This window comes from Paenibacillus sp. UNC499MF, assembly GCF_900107975.1.
Taxonomy (GTDB): Bacteria; Bacillota; Bacilli; order Paenibacillales; family NBRC-103111; genus Paenibacillus_F.
The window spans coordinates 129756-147071 of sequence record NZ_FNVF01000001.1 but is presented as its reverse complement, the minus strand read 5'-3'; the positions used below and the strand labels follow the sequence as shown (position 1 = coordinate 147071).

Sequence of the window (17316 nt, the reverse complement as noted above, 5' to 3'; positions counted from 1 at the left end):
TGCGTAAGGCCGTTGAAGGCCGGATAAGTAGACGGAGTAAAAAAAGATTCTTTCAAACCGTCACAAGTAACGGCTTGAAAGAACCGGAATCAACCCTGCGGGAACGTGTAAAGTAGAATCCCGCAGTCCCGTGAAGCGGAAAAGTAACGCGCCTAGTATCCGCCCGCAGCGGGTTTACGGATTTTTAATCCAATCGAGGTTAAAGCGAGTGAACAGGATTTCCCCGGATTCCCCTTCGTACAGGAGGCCGATGCTCTTATCCGGGAGCACCGTCATGGACGAGTACGCGTAGCTGCCGGGGGTTATGACCTTGGAATAGGCCCAGGTGGAGCTTCCGTCCTCGCTCAGCCGCACCGTGCCGTTGGTCCGGCTGCCCGTGCTGGCCGGATTGGCGAACAGGACGCGGCGCTTTCCGTCTCCCAGATCGGGGAAGTTCACGGCCGTAAGCTGGCAGTACGGTTCCGGCAGAGCCGCGTCGAAGGTCACATTGTCGTCCCATGTGGCTCCCCCGTCGGTGCTCGTCGCTACGGCCACCCGCTTCTGGGCCGACGTATTGCGCATGTACATCTTCAATCCTCCGCCGGGAAGCTCGATGACCGCGTCCTCCGTGAGTTGAGCCGTGCTGACGTTAAGCGTCTGCGCATTCAGAACGGCTCCGTTTACGACCCGGCCGTCGTTCGGCGACTCTCCTCTTTTCCAGGTCTTACCGTGATCGTCGCTGTAGATGACCGCACTGGACTGGTAGCCTCCGGTGTTCGTGTAATAAATCGGGAACACCAGCCGTCCCGCATAAGGGCCCGAACCGATCGCAATGCCGTTGCCGGGGCCCGTGCCCATAAACTTCATCCAGTCGGCTTTGACCTGCGCGTTGATATCGACCGGAGCGGACCATGTCAGGCCGTCGTCGGTGCTTTGAATAAGCTGAAGGTAGGAGGTGCCGTACTCGTGCAGACTTTCCGGAGCGATGCCCGTTTTGAGATAAATGTTGCCCGCATAAGCCGTACCGTTGTACACGTCTCCGTTATCGCGGACGGTGTAGGCCGTAACGGCTCCCGCGCTGTTGTAGACGGCGCCGTTTCCTCTCAGCGTGTAAGTGCCGCCGGAATTGTCGGTAAGAATCTTGTAGCCGTTCGCGTCGAAGCCGGTTCCCGCCTTTGCCTGCCCGAACCCGTACCCGCCGGGAAAGTGGTCGACCAGCGCGAAAAGCGTGCCCGTCGCCGGGTCCTGCAGAAGCTCGGAATCGATCACGGACGCCCCGTTGTATCCGGAGCCGGGATAATCGACCAGCACCTGGATGCTGTTCCAGGTCTGTCCCCCGTCCGTGCTCCTGCGGATGGCGAAGTTGATGTCGTTCGGGCTGTCCGCATTGCCCGGAATGCGCTGGTCTATGCCCGCGATCAGTGTCCCCTTGCCCGTTGTGAGCAGGGACGGAATGCGGTAGCCCGCGGAGCCGAACATATTCGGACCGAAGAGCGCCGTCGGAACGGTTTTGAACGCGCTGCCCGTGAAGGTGACCGCCGTAACCGGAGCGCTCCACTGGCCCGCGCCGCGGCTGTTGCGGGCACGGATTTTATAAGAGTGCGCGGACCCCGCCGCAAGGCCGGTATGCAGGTATGGCGGGCTTACACCGCCGATGACGGTCCCGTCCGCTTCCAGATCGTAGCCCGTCGCGCCGGGAGAGTCGTTCCAGCTCAGGTACACCTCGGACGACTTCGTCGCTTCGGCAGTCAAGCCAGCCGGAACCGGAGGCGTGCCGTCTCCGCCTAGCGCGTAAACGCCGATTTCGGCGGCGGAAGCGAAACCGCCTCCTCCTGCGAGCGCTTTCAACTTCACGTAACGGACGCCGTTTGCCGCGAATACCGCTGTCTTCAGCGTCTTGTCGTTGGCCCAGGTTCCGAAAACCGCTTTGGTGAAAGCCGTCCCGTCCGCACTCGTGTAAATCTCGTAGCTCGTGATCATTCCGTTCGACGAGCTGTCCTGTCTGGGCAGATAAGTCAGCTTGGAGAGACTGTACGCCCCGCCCAGGTTAAGCGTGATTTCCCGGGTCGTATCCGTGCCGTTCCAAAGGGTGTGCCACATCGTGCCCGTATTCCCGTCCAGCGCTTTAGCCGGTTCGTCGCCGGTCTGGAAGCTCGAAGCGGAGGCGGTCATGGCGCTTTGCGGGAGCGCGCGGTCCGTGCTGACGGCCAGCGCTTCGTCCGCGGACAGCGCTTTGTCGTAGATATGGACGAAAGCGATATCGCCCGCATAATACCACTGGCCTCCCCCGTCGTCCGCGTTGCGGCCGATCCACATGCCGTCCGGCGTTTTCACGTTCGGGAAAAAGCCCGACGACGAGGCCGAAGCGCTCAGTGCGCCGTCGATATACAGGGCGGTGCCGCCGGTTCCGACGGTCAGCACGACCGTGTGCCAGCTTCCGTCATTGGAAACGGAGGGAGCCGGTGCGCTCAGCCGGGTGGCGTACACGCCGTTTTCCCGGTTTTCGAAATACAGCGTGCCGCCGTTCATCGTCAGCGACATGTTGCTGGAAGGATCTTTTGTATCCGAAAGGCTGAAAATCGTTTTCACGGCCGCGCTGCTGGACGTTCTTACCTTGGCGGCAATCGAGCCCTGCGCGAGACCGGATACTTTTGAAATATCTGCCGTTACATCCGTGAAATCCGTGGTGCCGTTAAATGTTTTGTTCACCGGATAGTCCAGGACGGGTGCACCCGGCAGGGCAGCCGAAGCGAGTCCCGCTGTCAGGCCCGAACTCAGCAGCCATAAGGCAAGAACGAGCGATAACACTTGAACAACCGGCGAAAACAGTCTTTTTTTCTTCAATAAAACGACCTCCTCAGGTACATGTTTTTGAAGCTGTCTTCATTTTAGGCCCTGCCGGACACGCTTGAAATCCCTTACTCTTTACATTACGGGTCGTATTTTGACCTGTTCGGGTCCTTCCCCCGCGTTTACCGCCGGCTACTTCATGTATTTTCCATCCCCGTTATTCTCCTCCAAATTCATGTGGTTTCGACCCGCTTGCCGTTTACAAAGAGATATCGTTTAGGCCCGCGCCGGATCTTGGGGATACAGAAACCGTTCGATAAATAGTGACTGTGTTTCGTAAAAAATACACCGATCATGTTTTCCGGACATGATCGGCGTACTTGTTTTTTATGGATATACCTTTCGCCGGGCGCCTTAATTTCGGCGGGTCCAGGCTTTATTCACTCCCGGCATATCCGGGGATATTCCCACACCTGAAGGGCCGCGCCGATCATGCCGCTCCAGTTGCCCCGGTAAGCCGGCTCGATCCGGACGCCCTTCCACATGGAAGGCATCGTCCTCTGCGCCGCTTCTCTGCGCACGCCCTCGAAGAGATCGTCACCCGCCTCGGCTACGCCGCCGCCGATGACGATCAGCTCGGGATTGAGCGCGTGGATCAGGGAAGCCACGGCGGAGCCGAGGGCGGCCAGCGTCTCCTGCATGACTTCGGCGGCGACCGCCTCCCCGGATTTCCAGCGGGCGAACACCTCCCGGGTATCGATCCGTTCGTCCGGCAGGCCGTATCCGGCAAGCTTCTCCCGCATCCGGCTGGCGATGCTCGTCCCGGAAGCGTACTGCTCCAGGCACCCCCTGCCGCCGCACAGGCAGGCGGGGCCGTTGAAGTCGACGGAGAGGTGGCCCAGCTCCCCGCCTCCGCCCCAGGCGCCGTGCAGCAGCCGCCCGTCCGCGACGACCGCGCCGCCGACGCCCGTGCCGAGCGCCAGGCAGACGAAGCTGGAAACGCCGCGTCCCGCTCCCAGCAGCCTCTCGGTCAGCGCGAGCACGTTCACATCGTTGTCGACGACAACAGGGAGGCCGAAGCGCTGCTCCAGGATGCGCCTGAGCGGGGTGCCGGCATAGCCGGGGATCAGATCGGAGGCGGACCGGACGCTTCCGTCCGCCCAGTCGATCTGACCGGCGCTGCCGACGCCGATCCCGGCGCAGGCCCCGCCGGCACACACTACGCCGGCCTCGGCCATGAGGGTTTCGACCGCCTGCAAGACGCGGTCTTCCGTGCGGGCCGTCCCGGCCATCGTGCCCAGGCTGACCGTGTGAAGCACATCGCCTTCCCGCGTAACGAGCCCCGCGTTGATCTTCGTGCCTCCGATATCGACGCCGATGGCAATGTCGCCGCCTGCGGCGCTTGCCGCGTTCGTGATTGTCACCGTTTCAGCCCCCTTAACCCAGACGCCTGTTCAGCGCGTCCACGTAACGGGCTGTAATGAGCTGCGGACGGGTGATCGCGCTGCCTACCACTACGTAGGAAGCTCCGGTTTCCAGCGCCCTGGCCGCATCTTCCGGGGTCCAGATCCGCCCCTCGGCAATGACGGGCACCTTCGCACGCTCGCATAGGCCGCGCAGCAGACCGAAATCCGGCTCCTCCTGCTGAGGGCTGTAAGGGGTATACCCCGAAAGCGTCGTTCCGATGAAATCAACGCCCAGGCTTTCGGCCGCGAGCCCTTCCTCCAGCGTGGAGATATCCGCCATCACGAGTCTGCCCGTCGAATGAATATACTCAATGAGAGGCTTTACCCGCTCCAGCCGGTCTTCCCGGCCGGTCACGTCCAGCGCCACGATGTCGGCCCCCGCCTCCACGATGGCCTTCACTTCCTCCATCGTCGGCGTGATAAATACGTCCGAGCCCGGGATGTCCCGCTTAATCAGGCCGATTACGGGCACGTCCACGGTCTTTTTGATCGCCGCAATATCATAGGCGCCGTTGGTCCGGATGCCGATCGCACCCGAACGTACCGCAGCCCGGGCCATTTTGGCCATCGTATCCCCGCCGTGCAGCGGTTCGTCCTCCAAGGCTTGGCAGGATACGATCAGACCTCTGGAAGGAAAAATATCGTGCATATTCATCGCGTTCGCTCCTCTATGTCAGTCTTCAAGTGTAGTGGGAATCCGTGCTTCTAATACCTGCTTATTACGGCCGGGACGCCTCCGCCTGGGCGATGCGGTCCAATATTTTATCATTCAGCGCACGGATGCGCCCCATATCGGTTTCACGAACGGGCAGCAGCGGCAGTCTCGGCTCGCCGGTGTCGAATCCGCGCAGCTTCAGGATCGCTTTGCAGGCCCCGTACAGAGACGGGAATGTCAGCAGCTCGGAGATCAGCTCGTTGACGGTAAACTGCCATTTCTGCGCTTCGGCCAGCTTCCCTTCCTTAAAGCATCTTTCGATTTCGAGGAAAAGCTCTGGCATCACGCCGTACGTTCCGCCGATTCCGCCGTCCGCTCCGATGCTGCGCCCCGCCAAATACTGCTCGTCCGGGCCGTTCAGCACGAGAATGTCGTCTCCGCCCGCCGCCTTGAACTGCTGAAGCTCGAACGTGCTTTCGGCGGAAATTTTCACCCCGATAATTTTGTCCTGCTTGATCAGCTTGCTCAAAAGCGGCTTGGACAGATGGAAGCCTGTCGTCTGCGGGATATGATAGATGATAAACGGCAGCGACGAGCTGTCTACGATCGACTGCCAGTGATGCTCCACGCTCGCCTCCGAAAGACGGTAATAGATGGCGGGCACGGCGGATACGGCATGAGCGCCCGCTTCTTCCGCATGCTTGGCAAGCTCTACGCTGTCACGTGTGGACGGCGCTCCGACATGAGCGATAATGGTGAGTTCATTCCCCACCTCGGCAATAACCGCTTCCAGCGTCTTTTTGCGCTCTTCCACGGATTGCAGCATGCCTTCGCCGGAGCTGCCTCCGACGTAAAGCCCGTTCACACCCGTGTTCGCATAATGGCGGGCCAGCTTGCGGGCCGCTTCGGCGGATACTTCCCCGTTTTCGTCATAGCAGGAATACATCGCAATCGTGATACCTTTAAAACGTTCCAAATCGACCGTTCTCATCTGTTAACAACCTCCGTTTATATGGACTAAAAATGGTGGATGTTTTCACCTAAATCATGTAAACAAGTGCCGTTTTTTATTATCGCTCTACGATTTTTGCAGTGCCGGCCACACCGCAGAACTGTTGTCCCGGACTATCCTTTTACCGCGCCCATCGTAATGCCCTGGGTAAACGATTTTTGGAACAGGAGGAAAATCGCGATCATCGGCACGGATGCAAGAGCCGCTCCCGCCATCATGACCCCGTAGTTCGTCGTGTATTCGCCCTGCATCGTCGCGACCCCGAGCGGAAGGGTCATCATCGAAGTGGAGCGCGTCATGATCAGCTGGCTGAAATAATCGTTCCACGAAGCGATAAACGTAAAGATAGCCAAAGCGCCGAGCGCCGGTTTAAGCAGCGGCAAAATGATCGTGGCGAACAGGCGGATCTCCGAGCAGCCGTCCATCTTCGCCGCTTCCATCAGCTCGCCCGGAATCGTTTGCGCGAACTGCTTCATGAGGAAGACGCCGAACGGCCAGCCGATTGCCGGAAGAATAAGTCCCCAGTACGTGTTCACCCAGCCGAAATCCGCCAGCATCGTGAACAAGGGAACGAGAATGACCTGTTTCGGCAGCGCCATGGCGGCCACGAACAGCGTGAAGATCGCCCTGCGTCCCGGAAACACCTTTTTGGCAAGGACGTATCCGGCCAGCGACGAAACGATGCAGACCGCGATCATTTCACAGAAAGCGATCAGGAAGCTGTTGAACGTCCAGCGCCAGACGGGGTTTTTGAACAAATCCGTCCAGTTCTGCAAAGTCGGTTTCAGCGGAAACCATTCCGGCGGAATCGCGGTCGCGACCGTCTGGATTTTAAAGGCGCCGGTGATGATCCAGTAGAACGGGAAGATAAAAAATACGGTAGCCAGCAGAAGCAGCAGGAGAGAGAGCACTTTAACGGGCGAGATCTCCTTCAACCGGCTTTTTTTGCGGACCGCACTTGCAGTCCCCCCTTGACTCAATTCCAGTGAAGCGTTCATAGTATCCCTCCTAGTACTCTACATCGCTGCCGAAGTATTTGAACTGGATGACCGAGATGATGCCGATTACGATCGCCAGCAAAATTCCCATCGCCGAGGCGATCCCGAAGTTGCCGAGCACGAACGCCTGTTCATAAACGCCGTACATAACGGTAGACGTGCTGTAAACCGGGCCTCCCGCGGTAAGCAGCTGAATGAGGGCGAAGCACTGGAACGTGTTGATCGTCGTAATGACGATGATGTACAAATTCGTCGGCATCAACATGGGCCAGATGATTTTGCGGAAAATCTGCCACGGCGTGGCTTGGTCGATCTGGGCGGCTTCGATGTAGGAAGTCGGAATATTGCCCAGGGATGCGACGTATAAAATGATCGGCTGTCCGACCGATGTCGTGATCAGCACGGCAATAATCGCAAGCAGGGCGGTGCGGGTATCTCCCAGCCAGAATACCGGCTCGGCCCCGGCCAGACCCGTCAAATAGTTCAAAATCCCGTAGTTCGGGTGATAAATCCAGCCCCATACGACGGTAATACTGACGACCGAAGATACGGCCGGCAGGTAAAAGACTCCCCGGAAGAAGGACCGGGAAAATTCCTTCATTTTGTAAATATTAACCGCTACAAAAATCGAAAACACGATTACGATCGGCACGGCAATGACGACCAGCAGCAGTGTATTTCTCATGGACTTGAGGAACGTGTCGTTTTTGAGCAAAGAAATATAGTTGTCGAGCCCCGTAAATTCGAAATGCCTCAGTGAATAATCGAAGAAACTGATATAGATGCCCTTAATCATCGGATATGCCACAAACAGCAGGAAAAATCCGAGCGCCGGCAGTAAAAACAGGTAACTCATCAGCCAATCGCGCCGCACTGTTCTTCTGGACTTGCGAACCGCTGCTTCCATCCCCTATCCCCGCTTTCTCTATTGGTTGTGAAAAGAGCGGAGTACACGCGCACCCCGCTCCCACGCTTCGCCTGCTTACTTGGTTTGACTTTGCGATTTCGCTTTCGTAATGGCTTCGTTCGCTTTGGCGGCAAAAGCGTCTAGGGCTTCCTTGGCCGTTGCCTGGCCCGTCAGGGCACGCTGCAGCTCAGGGAACCAGAACGTGCGGATTTCGGCGAATCCGTCGGCAATCGTCGGCGGATCGGTAATAAATTCGCGCGCCAGCTCGGCGTATTTGTATTCCGAATTGTCATACAATCCCGTGACCGAAGTACGTGCGGACAAACCGCCGGTCTGGATCAGATTCTTCTTGGCCATTTCCGGATCGTTGGCGATAAAGTCGATGAGCTTCTTCGAAGCCGCGATCTTGTCTTTGTCTCCGTTGTTGAAAATCGCCATTCCCCCGAGATACGGTTCAAGCTTAGGCTTGGAGCCGTCCAGCGTCGGGAACGGAAGCAGCACGTCGTCGAACTCCACCTTTTTGTTCGGCTCGTTCTGAGCTTTCAGCACCGCGGAGTAGTTGATCGTGAACGCAAGCTTGCCCTGCAGGAACAGATCGTTCACGTCCGCCGCCGCAAGGGAAACCGCACCCGGAACGACAAGCTTCTCTTTGCTTCCTTTTACGATCCAGTCCAGCGCCTTAGCCGCATTGTCGGTGTTGATGGCCGCTTTGCCGTTGTCCTCGCTGAGGAATCTGGAAACGCCCATGTTAGCGATATAGGCGCGCGTTCCCTGATCGCCCGCCGTGCTTTTCGCGTAAAATCCGGACGGGATGATTTCGGGCGCTTTCTCTTTAACCGCCTGCAGCGCCTTCTCGTACTCGGCCACCGTCCACGTCCGGTCCGGCCGGTCCAGCGGAAGCAGATTCGTCGCGCCGATTTTATCGAACACGCTTTTGTTAACCGCCATCATGAAAGGAGCGGTATTGATCGGGTACATGTAAATCTGGTCTCCGACACTCGACTGCTTCCAGAGCGCCGGAGAAATGTCTTTCTTCACTTCTTCGGACACCATATCGTTGAGCGGAGCGAGCAGGTTCTTCTTGCCCCAGTCGATGATGCGCCCCGGAGCGTCATAAATCACGTCGGGAGCGGTATTGGAGGCAATCGCCACGTTAAGCTTCTGGGGGCCGCCTTCGTACGTAATCATCTCCAGGTTTACTTTTATATCCGGATACTTCTTGTTAAATGCGGCGATGATTTGCTTCTCGTATTTGCCCACTTCGCCGTCCAGCGGCTGGAAGTTAGGAAAGTTCCACCAGGTAATTTCCACCGGCTTGGATGACCCCTGGCCGGATGAAGCGCTTGCATTTTGGCCGCCCTGTGTCTGATCGCTGCCGCAACCGGCCAGCTGTGTTCCTATAAGGGCAATGCTTGCTGCGGTCATGAGTCCTTTTTTCCAAGATCTCATTTCTTATCCCCCTCTGTAGTTAAAAATGAATCGCTTTCATTTCCTGCGTTAAGCATAGAACATATCCGGCGGCTAAAGAATCCCTTAGATTTTACCTTCATGGGCGTATTTTGACCTGTTCGGATTTGGAACTGTCCTCTATGTCCGGTGTTTAGTATACTAGTTTTACATCTAACTATCAGCATGATTAACTTCCGGAGGACATCCATGTACAAATTGATGATTGTCGAAGACGAGCCTTTGATCCGCACGGGGCTGAAGCATTATTTTGCATGGCAGGAGCTCGGATTCGAAACCATTCTGGAAGCGGAGAACGGCAAGGAAGGCTTCCGGATGGCGCTCGGCGAGAAGCCCGACATGGTCATCACGGACATCCGCATGCCCGAAATGGACGGGCTCCAGATGATCGAAGAGCTGCGCCCTATGCTGCCCGATACCGTTTTTATCATTTTAACGGGGTACAACGATTTCGCCTACGCCCAGCGGGCCATAAGGCTCGGCGGCGTGCACGCGTTCCTGCTTAAGCCTCTGGAGTACGACGAAAGCCTGTCTACCCTGATGCAGTGCCTGGACACGCTGAAACAGCAGAAGCTGGCGCAGAGCCGGCACAACCTGCTTGAACGGGAAGCCGGAGAAACGATGAAGCTGAAGCGCAGCCAGCTGGTAAAGCTTCTCCTGGAAGAAAGCGATCCCGGTGAGGCGGAGCTTTCCTCCTGCGGGCTTGAGGGCACCGCCCATACGTACGTGCCGATTGTTATCACATGGTTTACGGACCAGCCCCACAGCTACCAGACCCGGCGCCGTTTAAGAAACCGGGCGGAACAATTGGCGGAAGAGCTTGCCCGTTCCTATGCAGGGTCGGATCATGTCCGGCTGCTCACGTATTTTGATCACGCCAAAATGTATGCGCTTGCAATTCTGGACGATCCGGCACTTCCCCGGGGAGATGCCGGCCGGGACCGGGATTTCGCCCCGCGTCACGCCCTCGTCCGGCAGGCGGGCCGTGAGCAGGCCGCCTTCTGCGCGGCCGCCGGCCCGGCCTCGTCCGGCCTCTCCGGCGCGGGCGCTACGCTCCGGCAGGCGGAGAGAGCGCTGTACGGGCGCTTCTTTCAGCCGGAGCGGCAGCTGTTCGAGGCCGGTTCTCCCGGCTCTCTTCCGGCTGAAACCGCCGCAGATCCGCTGATCCGGCTCGGCGACCCCGACAAGGCGGACATCGAGCGCTGTCTGGAGACGGGAGACGCCGGGGAGATCAAGCCGCTTCTCGCAAGGCTGGCCGAAGAGAAGCTGGCGGGCACGCCGGGAGCCGCATACGGCAGCCTGCTCGGATTCCTGCAGGACCTCGTCTCGGTCACGCTGCGGTTCGCCCACAAGCACGGCATTCCCGTCGAGGGCGTCTACAGCGACAAGCTGCTCACGCTAAGCTGCGTGGACGATTTCCGGACGCTGGCGGCCCTGCTCGACTGGCTCGGCGGCTGGATGCTGCATCTGAGCGGCGTCTACAAGGAGTCGTCCCAGCCGAGCGGCCCTGGGGACGGCCTTATTTTCAAAGGGATTGAAGCCTATCTCCGGCAGCATCTCGACCAGGACGTGACTCTGCAGATGGTGGCGGACCGTTTTTTCTACAACCCTTCCTATCTCAGCCGGCTGTTCAAGCTTAAATTAAACAAAAACTATATGACGTTCGTGTCCGAAATCCGCATTTCCCATGCGATGGACTGCCTGCACAAACCCGAATATCTCGTGACGGACGTCTGTCAGATGTGCGGGTACAAAAGCTACAAGCACTTCGTGAAAACCTTCAAGAAGATCACCGGGCTTACACCGACGGATTACCGAAAAAAAATAGGGTTGTGAGTGCTGTGAAGATATGGAAGCCAAACGTGAGATTTACCCGGATGAGGCACGTGAATCACCAGATTTTTCTGCTCGTGATATTGACCGTCACCCTGCCGCTTCTGATTATGTCGGGCCTTATTTACTGGTTCTCTTTCAAAGCGGTGAAAACAGAGTACCAGGCCAGCTCCAGCCTGATCCTGAACAATCTGTCTTTTAACATCGACCAGTATTTGCAGAGCATCGAGAAAGGGACGCTCAACGCCCAGCTCGACAACCAGCTTCAGAACGCTTTGGAGAATTACACCTATCATACGGAAAACAACGGTGAGGACTTGAAGATCCAATACCGGAACGTGATCGAAACGTTTATCAGCTCGATCGAAATGACGATCAAGAACGTGGACAGCATCCGCATTTATGCGGGGAACCGTGTTTTCTACTCCGCCGATTTCAACCGGGCCGATTATGCCCTCAACGATTTCACGAAGGAACCGTGGTATATCGAGACCGTCCGGCATAACGGCGGGGTCGTTCTGTTCGGGACGCATCCCCCTTTTCACCGGACGAATGTGCACGAGCCCGTCATCTCGATCGCCCGGGTCATCAACAAAGTCGGGAGTAAGCAGCAGCTTGGCGTCATGCTGGTGGATATCCGCCTGGATTCCCTGCGTGAGATTTTGAAGCTTTCGGAGACGAGCATGCGCAACTTCGTCATCATCGACAGCGACGGAGGCATCGTTTATTACTCCGCCAACAGCGGGATGGACCCGGAAAGCTCCACCAGGCTTGATGCGGGCACGATCGGGACGGTGATGAAGGAAAGCACGGGGAGCTTCTATGCGCCTATTGCGGGCAAGGAATCGTACATTAATTTCGTGACGTCGCCTTATTCGGGGTGGAAGGTCATTCAATCCATCGGGGAAAAAGAAATGACGAAGCCGGCCGGCTTCCTCGGCAATCTTATTCTCGGGCTGGCTTTCGCCTCGCTCGGAACCGCCCTGCTGTTCATGGTTCTTCTGTACAACCGGGTCACGAAGCCGATCATCCGGCTCACCCGCCAGGTCAAGCTTGTCGGAATGGGCCGCTTCGATGTGAATCTGAGCAGCAGCCGCCAGGACGAATTCGGGGTGCTGTACCAGGGAATTCACAGAATGGTGGAAGAACTGCAAAATTATATCGAACGCTCTTCCATGGCGAAAGCCCAGCAGAAAATCGCCCAGTACGGGGCGCTCAAAAGCCAGATCAACCCCCATTTTCTCGCCAATGCCCTGGAAACGGTCCAGATGAAAGCCATTATTAACGGCCAGCGGGACATTTCAGAAATGGTCGGCCTTCTCGGCAAGCTGTTCCGCATTCATATCCAGACGGGTAAAGAGACCGTCTCCCTGCGGGAAGAGCTGGATCATATCCGGCTCTACGTCCGGGTGCAGCAGATGCGGTTCGGCGATAAAATCCGGTACACGGAAAATCTCGCGCCGGGAAGCGAGTCCGTGGAAGTGATGCACTTCTCGCTCCAGCCGCTGATCGAAAATGCCGTCGTCCACGGACTGGAACGCACATCCGGCCCGGGGCTGCTGGAGATCGGCTCCTCGTTCGTCGGGCACGAGATGATTATCACCGTGCGGGATGACGGTGCGGGCATGGAAGCCGGAGAGCTGGCGAAGCTGCGCGAACGGCTGAAGCAGCCTTCAGACACGCTGGACCAGCGGCACATCGGGATCAAAAACGTGCACGACCGCATCCAGTTCTACTTCGGCGAAATGTACGGCCTCTCCGTAGACAGCGCCCCCGGCGAAGGCACGGTCGTCAGCATCCGGCTTCCGTCCGGGAAGTGAGCGGGCGGTGCCCCGTTTCGGGGCGTATGCACATGTCCGGAAGGAAGCGCGCGGTTACCGGGCTGCGGGCGGTTGCCGCTGCGGCCCTCGGCACTCCTTCCGCACGACGTAAACATGCACAAAAAAGCCTGCCGGAACCGGCAAGCTTTTTTGCGCGTATATCGGAAGCCCGCTTTCGGGGCTCCGTTATATTTTGAAATTGGCGATCGTTTGCTTGAGCTGCTCGGCGCTCTCTCTCGTGCCTTCCACAATATCCAGCACTTTATCCGAACTGTCCATCGCGACACTCGCTTGATCCGAGATATTCCCGGTTCCGGCGGCGGATTCGTTGTTGGCGATCGAAATTTCGTTGATCATGAGCGCCATGTCCTGAATGGCCCGGCTCAGTTCATGCGCGGTCGCGTTGAAGCTGCCCAGCAGATTTTCGTAAAACTCCGCGTCCCGGTAATACTGCTGGCCCGTTTCTACCATCGCGTTGTAGTCGTTAATCACCGTCGTATCGATAAAAGCAAGCATGCTTTCGGAATTCGCCTTCAAGTTCTGCACCGAGGAAGTGACGATTTGGACCACTTCGCGGATTTTGTTCGCGGAATGTCCGGACACCTCGGCCAGCTTGCGGATTTCACCGGCTACGACGGCAAATCCCCGGCCCGCTTCCCCTGCTCTGGCCGCCTCGATGTTGGCGTTCAGGGCGAGGAGATTGGTCTGGGCCGTAATCTCCAGAATGGAGCTCGCCAGGACCTGAATCTGCTCCACGGCTCTGGACTGCTCGATGGCGCTCTCCAGCTTCTCCCGCATCTGCCGGCCGATTACAACGGCCCGCTCCGACGAGGCGACCGCCGTCTCGCGCAGATCTTCGGCCCGCTTGCTGACTTCCTTCGAAGCCTCTTCACCCTGCTTCGCCTGATCCGCAATCCGGTCGACGGACTGGCGGATGCTGGCGGACGAATGATTCATTTCTTCCGTCGAAGCGGCCGTTTCTTCCATGGCGGCGGCCATTTGCTGCGTCGTGCCGGACACGTTCTGAATTTGGCTGTTGAGATCCGTCAAATGACTGCTCACCGCCGTTACGGAGCCGCCAAGCTTGTCCGACTCTTCCACAACCGTACGGATCGTGTCACTGATTGAAGACTGCATCGTGTGCATCGACTGCATCAATACGCCCGTCTCATCCTTGGCTTTCATAAATTTCTGCGGAACCGGATGGGAGAAGTCGCCGCCCGCGATGACTTTCAAATGCTCCGTCGCGACTTTAATCGGCGTTGTGATCCGGTACGAAAGCAGTACGAGAATGGCCGCAAATACGAGAATACTGCCGATAATGACAACGACCAGACCTTTTTGCAGAGACGTAACATCGTGCATATACTCTTCGACCGGTTTGAAGGAAATGATATACATATCCTGCAGGCCCGATTTGGCGTAAGAAGCGATTTGCTGCTGGCCGTTCAGTGTGAAGTACCCGATCCCCTTCTTATTCGTGCTTACTTCCTTGAAAAAGGCGGGAACGTCTCCTTCGGCCTTAGTCATGTCGTATTTCAGCACTTCTTTGCCGTCTTCCGCAGCGACGAGAACTCCAGCCGCATTGATCATAAATGTCTTGACGTTGCCTTCCTGCGTAGATCGGACGATATTCGCCGAGAGCTTCGTCAAGTCAACCGCCGTCCCTACGATGGAAGGCATTGCATCCGTACTTCCGTCGGGAATATGCGCCAGCAGCGCCATAATCGGACCGCCGGTTACGGGAGACTGGACCGGTCCGAACAGGACGGGGCCTTTCTTCATTCCTTCGAGCAGAGACTTGTCCAGTTCGGCCACCCCGATGTCGATGCCCACGGATTGCCCGCCGATACCGTCGGACACGATCGCACTATTGTACGCGGCGTAAATATTTTCATACAAGCCGTTCGCGTCCGTGATGAGCTTGCCCAAATAAGCGGATGCGGCGGCGGCGTTTTCCGATTTCGGATTGCCGTTTTTTTTAATTTCCTTGAATGTGTTGATCAGAAAAGGATTGTTCGCGATCGTCGAAGAACTTAACGATAAGTTCGTGAAAGCCAAATCCATCTGGTTCACCTTCTCCGAAACGATGTTCGTCATGGACTGTCTTGCTTCAGCTTGGAGCGAACCGGCTGACGAGCTGCTCGCAAACCATAGCGCGATTAACATCGGAATGGTCATGCAAGCAACCGATATCAGCATGATTTTGGCGAACAACCCGTTCAGGTTGATTTTGCCGAGGACACCGCGTGCCCGTTCTGCCTTGCTTTTTAACATCATGCTCCCCCTCGTATAGCGGCCTACGCCAAAAATAGATATCTACTTTATCGACAAAAACAGACAAAATGTTGATAGTAATTTTATTGAATTCGACATATATTTAAAGAAAATTGTTTCTCTGGAACTATTTTATATAGGACAAAAGAAACAGCCTCTCCACAAAGAGGCTGTTTCTTTATTTAGGTAGGTTTTGTTGTTTCTTGCTGGGAGGTTCTGTTGTTTCTTCCTGGGCAGATTCGGTCGTTTCTTGCTTGTCAGCTGCTATGAAAATGCAGGGTGCTTTTCGGAAAACCATCTTCACTTCGACTTCTCTTCTTACGTTAGATTTCTCCGCTTATTGGAATTCTTTTCTTCTACGAGAGTGGAGGAGGGCTAACGATCCGTTCGGCTACAGGGTTCCCAGCACATCGATCAAGGCTTTCTTCTTATCTTCCCCAATAGGTTTCTCTAAAATTTCCTCCAGCAGCCGGGTCAGGAGTTTCGCCCGTTCAGCCTGTTCCGCTCCGTTCGCTTTCTCCAGGCCGTCGTGCGGCAGCACGATATCTTCGGGAACTTCATCGGAGATTTTTACCGTCGCTTCTTCCCCGCTCGACCCGCTTCCTAGAGGGACAAAATAATAAGCCGTATTCGGGTTCACCTCATTATCTTTGAAAAAGCTTTCGCCGATCCAGTAGCTTGCTCCCCTCCGTACGGGAAACATGAACGTGTTCGGGTTCGAATAATTGTACTTCGTCCAGTTGCCGGTAAAACCACCCGTATTCCCTCCGGTGGTCTGTACCATATATCCGTCGGTCCCCCCGTAAATCCAGCCCACGGATAAAGCCTGCTTCCAGGGGAGGTAAACATAGCCGATCACAAAACCGTCCGTTCCCGCCATATGCGTACCGGTGCTGATCTGCTGGTTGTACCCGAGCATTCCGACGCTGCCCGCAGCGCTTAAAGCTCCTTTAATCGCAGTGTCGGACAAGGTTGACGCACCGCCGACGGAAAGTGCGCCTTGCACGGAAGAACTTCCCAGCGATGCGGAGCCCTGAACCGTAAGCGGGCCCGTAACCGTCCCGCCGGACATCGTTGCGGTGCCGGTTACGTTCAGCTCACCCTTCGCGTTCAGCGGGCCGGTTACGTCCGCGCCGCCGTTCAAAGAAGCGGAGCCCGACACCTGCAGTGTCTTGCCGTTCAATCCGGCGGCTGTCGCAATGTTCCCCGCTGCGGACACGGTATTCGGAGTTTCGTCCGGGTTCGTAATATGTACGGTCACCGCTTCGTACACATACAGCGTTTCGCCGCGAACCCCATCGGTCCGGCTTGCGATGAGAATGAAGGTGGTCGTCTGGCTGAGGCCCTTCGTCACAGCGAAAGAATTATCGGTTCCGCTGTAGAGGGGAGCGGTGCCTGCCGTCGTAACAATCTGATACTGGCTGGCGTTGCCCTCCCAGCTCAGCTTGAACGCCTGGCCGTTTGCGAAGCTGCCGCCCGGCACGATGTCCGGTTTGGAGCTGTCGTAAGCGCCCGCCACAAAATTGCGTACGAAAAATTCCGGAAGCCCGATCGTCAAGCCGAAAGGCAGATCGCGCTGCTGGTAGTCACCGGAGAACGAGGAGGACGTCTCCAGGATGTGCAGGTTGCGGATGTCGCCCAGAGCGGCGGAGACGGAGCCGACGCCGACCGTCAGGATCAGCGGGTAGTTAATCAGGTAATCCTGCGACGACTTGGCCGTGAATTTGAGCGGGATGTAGGATATGTCGACGGCCAGCCCCACCTCACTGCCTTCGACGATCTTTCCGACCGCGTACTGCCACTTATCCGTATTGACTCCCGGATCAAAGATATCTTTTCGGCTTAACGCCCCAGAGGGGATATATAAATCGATTTCCGGACAATAAACTTCCTTCCCGGGGGGAGGGGTTACAACCAGTGTTATGTTGCCGGAAGCGGAAAACGTCTGCGTACTCGCCTGCAGGGGACTCGGTGACGTCAATACGCTGTAATTTAAAAGGGCGGGAAGATCAGCTTTGCTCATCGTTTGAACCTCCATGGGTTTAAGTGCTTTTATGGTTTGGCTTTTGGTTTGGCTTTTGGTTTGGCTTTTGGTTTGGCTTTTGGTTTGGC

Annotated in this window: 11 protein-coding genes; 2 read left to right on the top strand and 9 right to left on the bottom strand. The window is 56.8% G+C overall.

Annotated features, from left to right (window positions below):
• Positions 1-174 precede the first annotated feature (174 nt).
• The 7 genes from C4S74_RS00595 to C4S74_RS00565 form a co-directional block, all read right to left on the bottom strand.
• Positions 175-2823, bottom strand: coding sequence for an exo-alpha-sialidase (locus C4S74_RS00595; RefSeq protein WP_103993439.1), 2649 nt, complete (start codon positions 2821-2823; stop codon positions 175-177).
• Positions 2824-3209: 386 nt separating this feature from the next.
• Complete coding sequence (locus tag C4S74_RS00590) at positions 3210-4193, bottom strand: ROK family protein (RefSeq protein WP_103993438.1); 984 nt, start codon at positions 4191-4193, stop codon at positions 3210-3212.
• A gap of 13 nt (positions 4194-4206) precedes the next feature.
• Entirely contained in the window at positions 4207-4884 is a 678-nt protein-coding gene (locus tag C4S74_RS00585; protein ID WP_374755387.1) for an N-acetylmannosamine-6-phosphate 2-epimerase, read from the bottom strand.
• Between the two features lie 70 nt (positions 4885-4954).
• Positions 4955-5881 (bottom strand): dihydrodipicolinate synthase family protein, encoded by a 927-nt coding sequence (locus tag C4S74_RS00580; RefSeq protein WP_103993436.1) that lies wholly within the window; start codon positions 5879-5881, stop codon positions 4955-4957.
• A gap of 134 nt (positions 5882-6015) precedes the next feature.
• Positions 6016-6900, bottom strand: coding sequence for a carbohydrate ABC transporter permease (locus C4S74_RS00575; protein WP_103993435.1), 885 nt, complete (start codon positions 6898-6900; stop codon positions 6016-6018).
• A 10-nt stretch (positions 6901-6910) separates the two neighbouring features.
• Positions 6911-7807 (bottom strand): carbohydrate ABC transporter permease, encoded by an 897-nt coding sequence (locus C4S74_RS00570; protein ID WP_103993434.1) that lies wholly within the window; start codon positions 7805-7807, stop codon positions 6911-6913.
• Positions 7808-7882: 75 nt separating this feature from the next.
• Positions 7883-9256 (bottom strand): ABC transporter substrate-binding protein, encoded by a 1374-nt coding sequence (locus C4S74_RS00565; RefSeq protein ID WP_258042339.1) that lies wholly within the window; start codon positions 9254-9256, stop codon positions 7883-7885.
• Positions 9257-9463: 207 nt separating this feature from the next.
• Here C4S74_RS00565 and C4S74_RS00560 point away from each other — a divergent pair, with 207 nt between their 5' ends.
• Positions 9464-11110: a response regulator gene (locus C4S74_RS00560; protein WP_181024277.1), complete on the top strand. Its 1647-nt coding sequence runs from the start codon at positions 9464-9466 to the stop codon at positions 11108-11110.
• A 50-nt stretch (positions 11111-11160) separates the two neighbouring features.
• Complete coding sequence (locus tag C4S74_RS00555) at positions 11161-12927, top strand: sensor histidine kinase (protein WP_219819042.1); 1767 nt, start codon at positions 11161-11163, stop codon at positions 12925-12927.
• A 186-nt stretch (positions 12928-13113) separates the two neighbouring features.
• Here C4S74_RS00555 and C4S74_RS00550 read toward each other — a convergent pair whose 3' ends face one another.
• Together C4S74_RS00550 and C4S74_RS00545 are read right to left on the bottom strand one after the other, a co-directional pair.
• Positions 13114-15204 (bottom strand): methyl-accepting chemotaxis protein, encoded by a 2091-nt coding sequence (locus tag C4S74_RS00550; RefSeq protein WP_103993431.1) that lies wholly within the window; start codon positions 15202-15204, stop codon positions 13114-13116.
• A gap of 391 nt (positions 15205-15595) precedes the next feature.
• Positions 15596-17227, bottom strand: coding sequence for a hypothetical protein (locus tag C4S74_RS00545; RefSeq protein WP_103993430.1), 1632 nt, complete (start codon positions 17225-17227; stop codon positions 15596-15598).
• Between the last annotated feature and the right edge of the window lie 89 nt (positions 17228-17316).

What these genes read in the sequence shown, in the direction of transcription:
- C4S74_RS00585 (WP_374755387.1), bottom strand. Translation starts at nt 4,884, where the DNA reads ATGCACGATATTTTTCCTTCCAGAGGTCTGATCGTATCCTGCCAAGCC.
- C4S74_RS00580 (WP_103993436.1), bottom strand. Translation starts at nt 5,881, where the DNA reads ATGAGAACGGTCGATTTGGAACGTTTTAAAGGTATCACGATTGCGATG.
- C4S74_RS00575 (WP_103993435.1), bottom strand. Translation starts at nt 6,900, where the DNA reads ATGAACGCTTCACTGGAATTGAGTCAAGGGGGGACTGCAAGTGCGGTC.
- C4S74_RS00570 (WP_103993434.1), bottom strand. Translation starts at nt 7,807, where the DNA reads ATGGAAGCAGCGGTTCGCAAGTCCAGAAGAACAGTGCGGCGCGATTGG.
- C4S74_RS00565 (WP_258042339.1), bottom strand. Translation starts at nt 9,256, where the DNA reads ATGAGATCTTGGAAAAAAGGACTCATGACCGCAGCAAGCATTGCCCTT.
- C4S74_RS00560 (WP_181024277.1), top strand. Translation starts at nt 9,464, where the DNA reads ATGTACAAATTGATGATTGTCGAAGACGAGCCTTTGATCCGCACGGGG.
- C4S74_RS00550 (WP_103993431.1), bottom strand. Translation starts at nt 15,204, where the DNA reads ATGTTAAAAAGCAAGGCAGAACGGGCACGCGGTGTCCTCGGCAAAATC.
- C4S74_RS00545 (WP_103993430.1), bottom strand. Translation starts at nt 17,227, where the DNA reads ATGAGCAAAGCTGATCTTCCCGCCCTTTTAAATTACAGCGTATTGACG.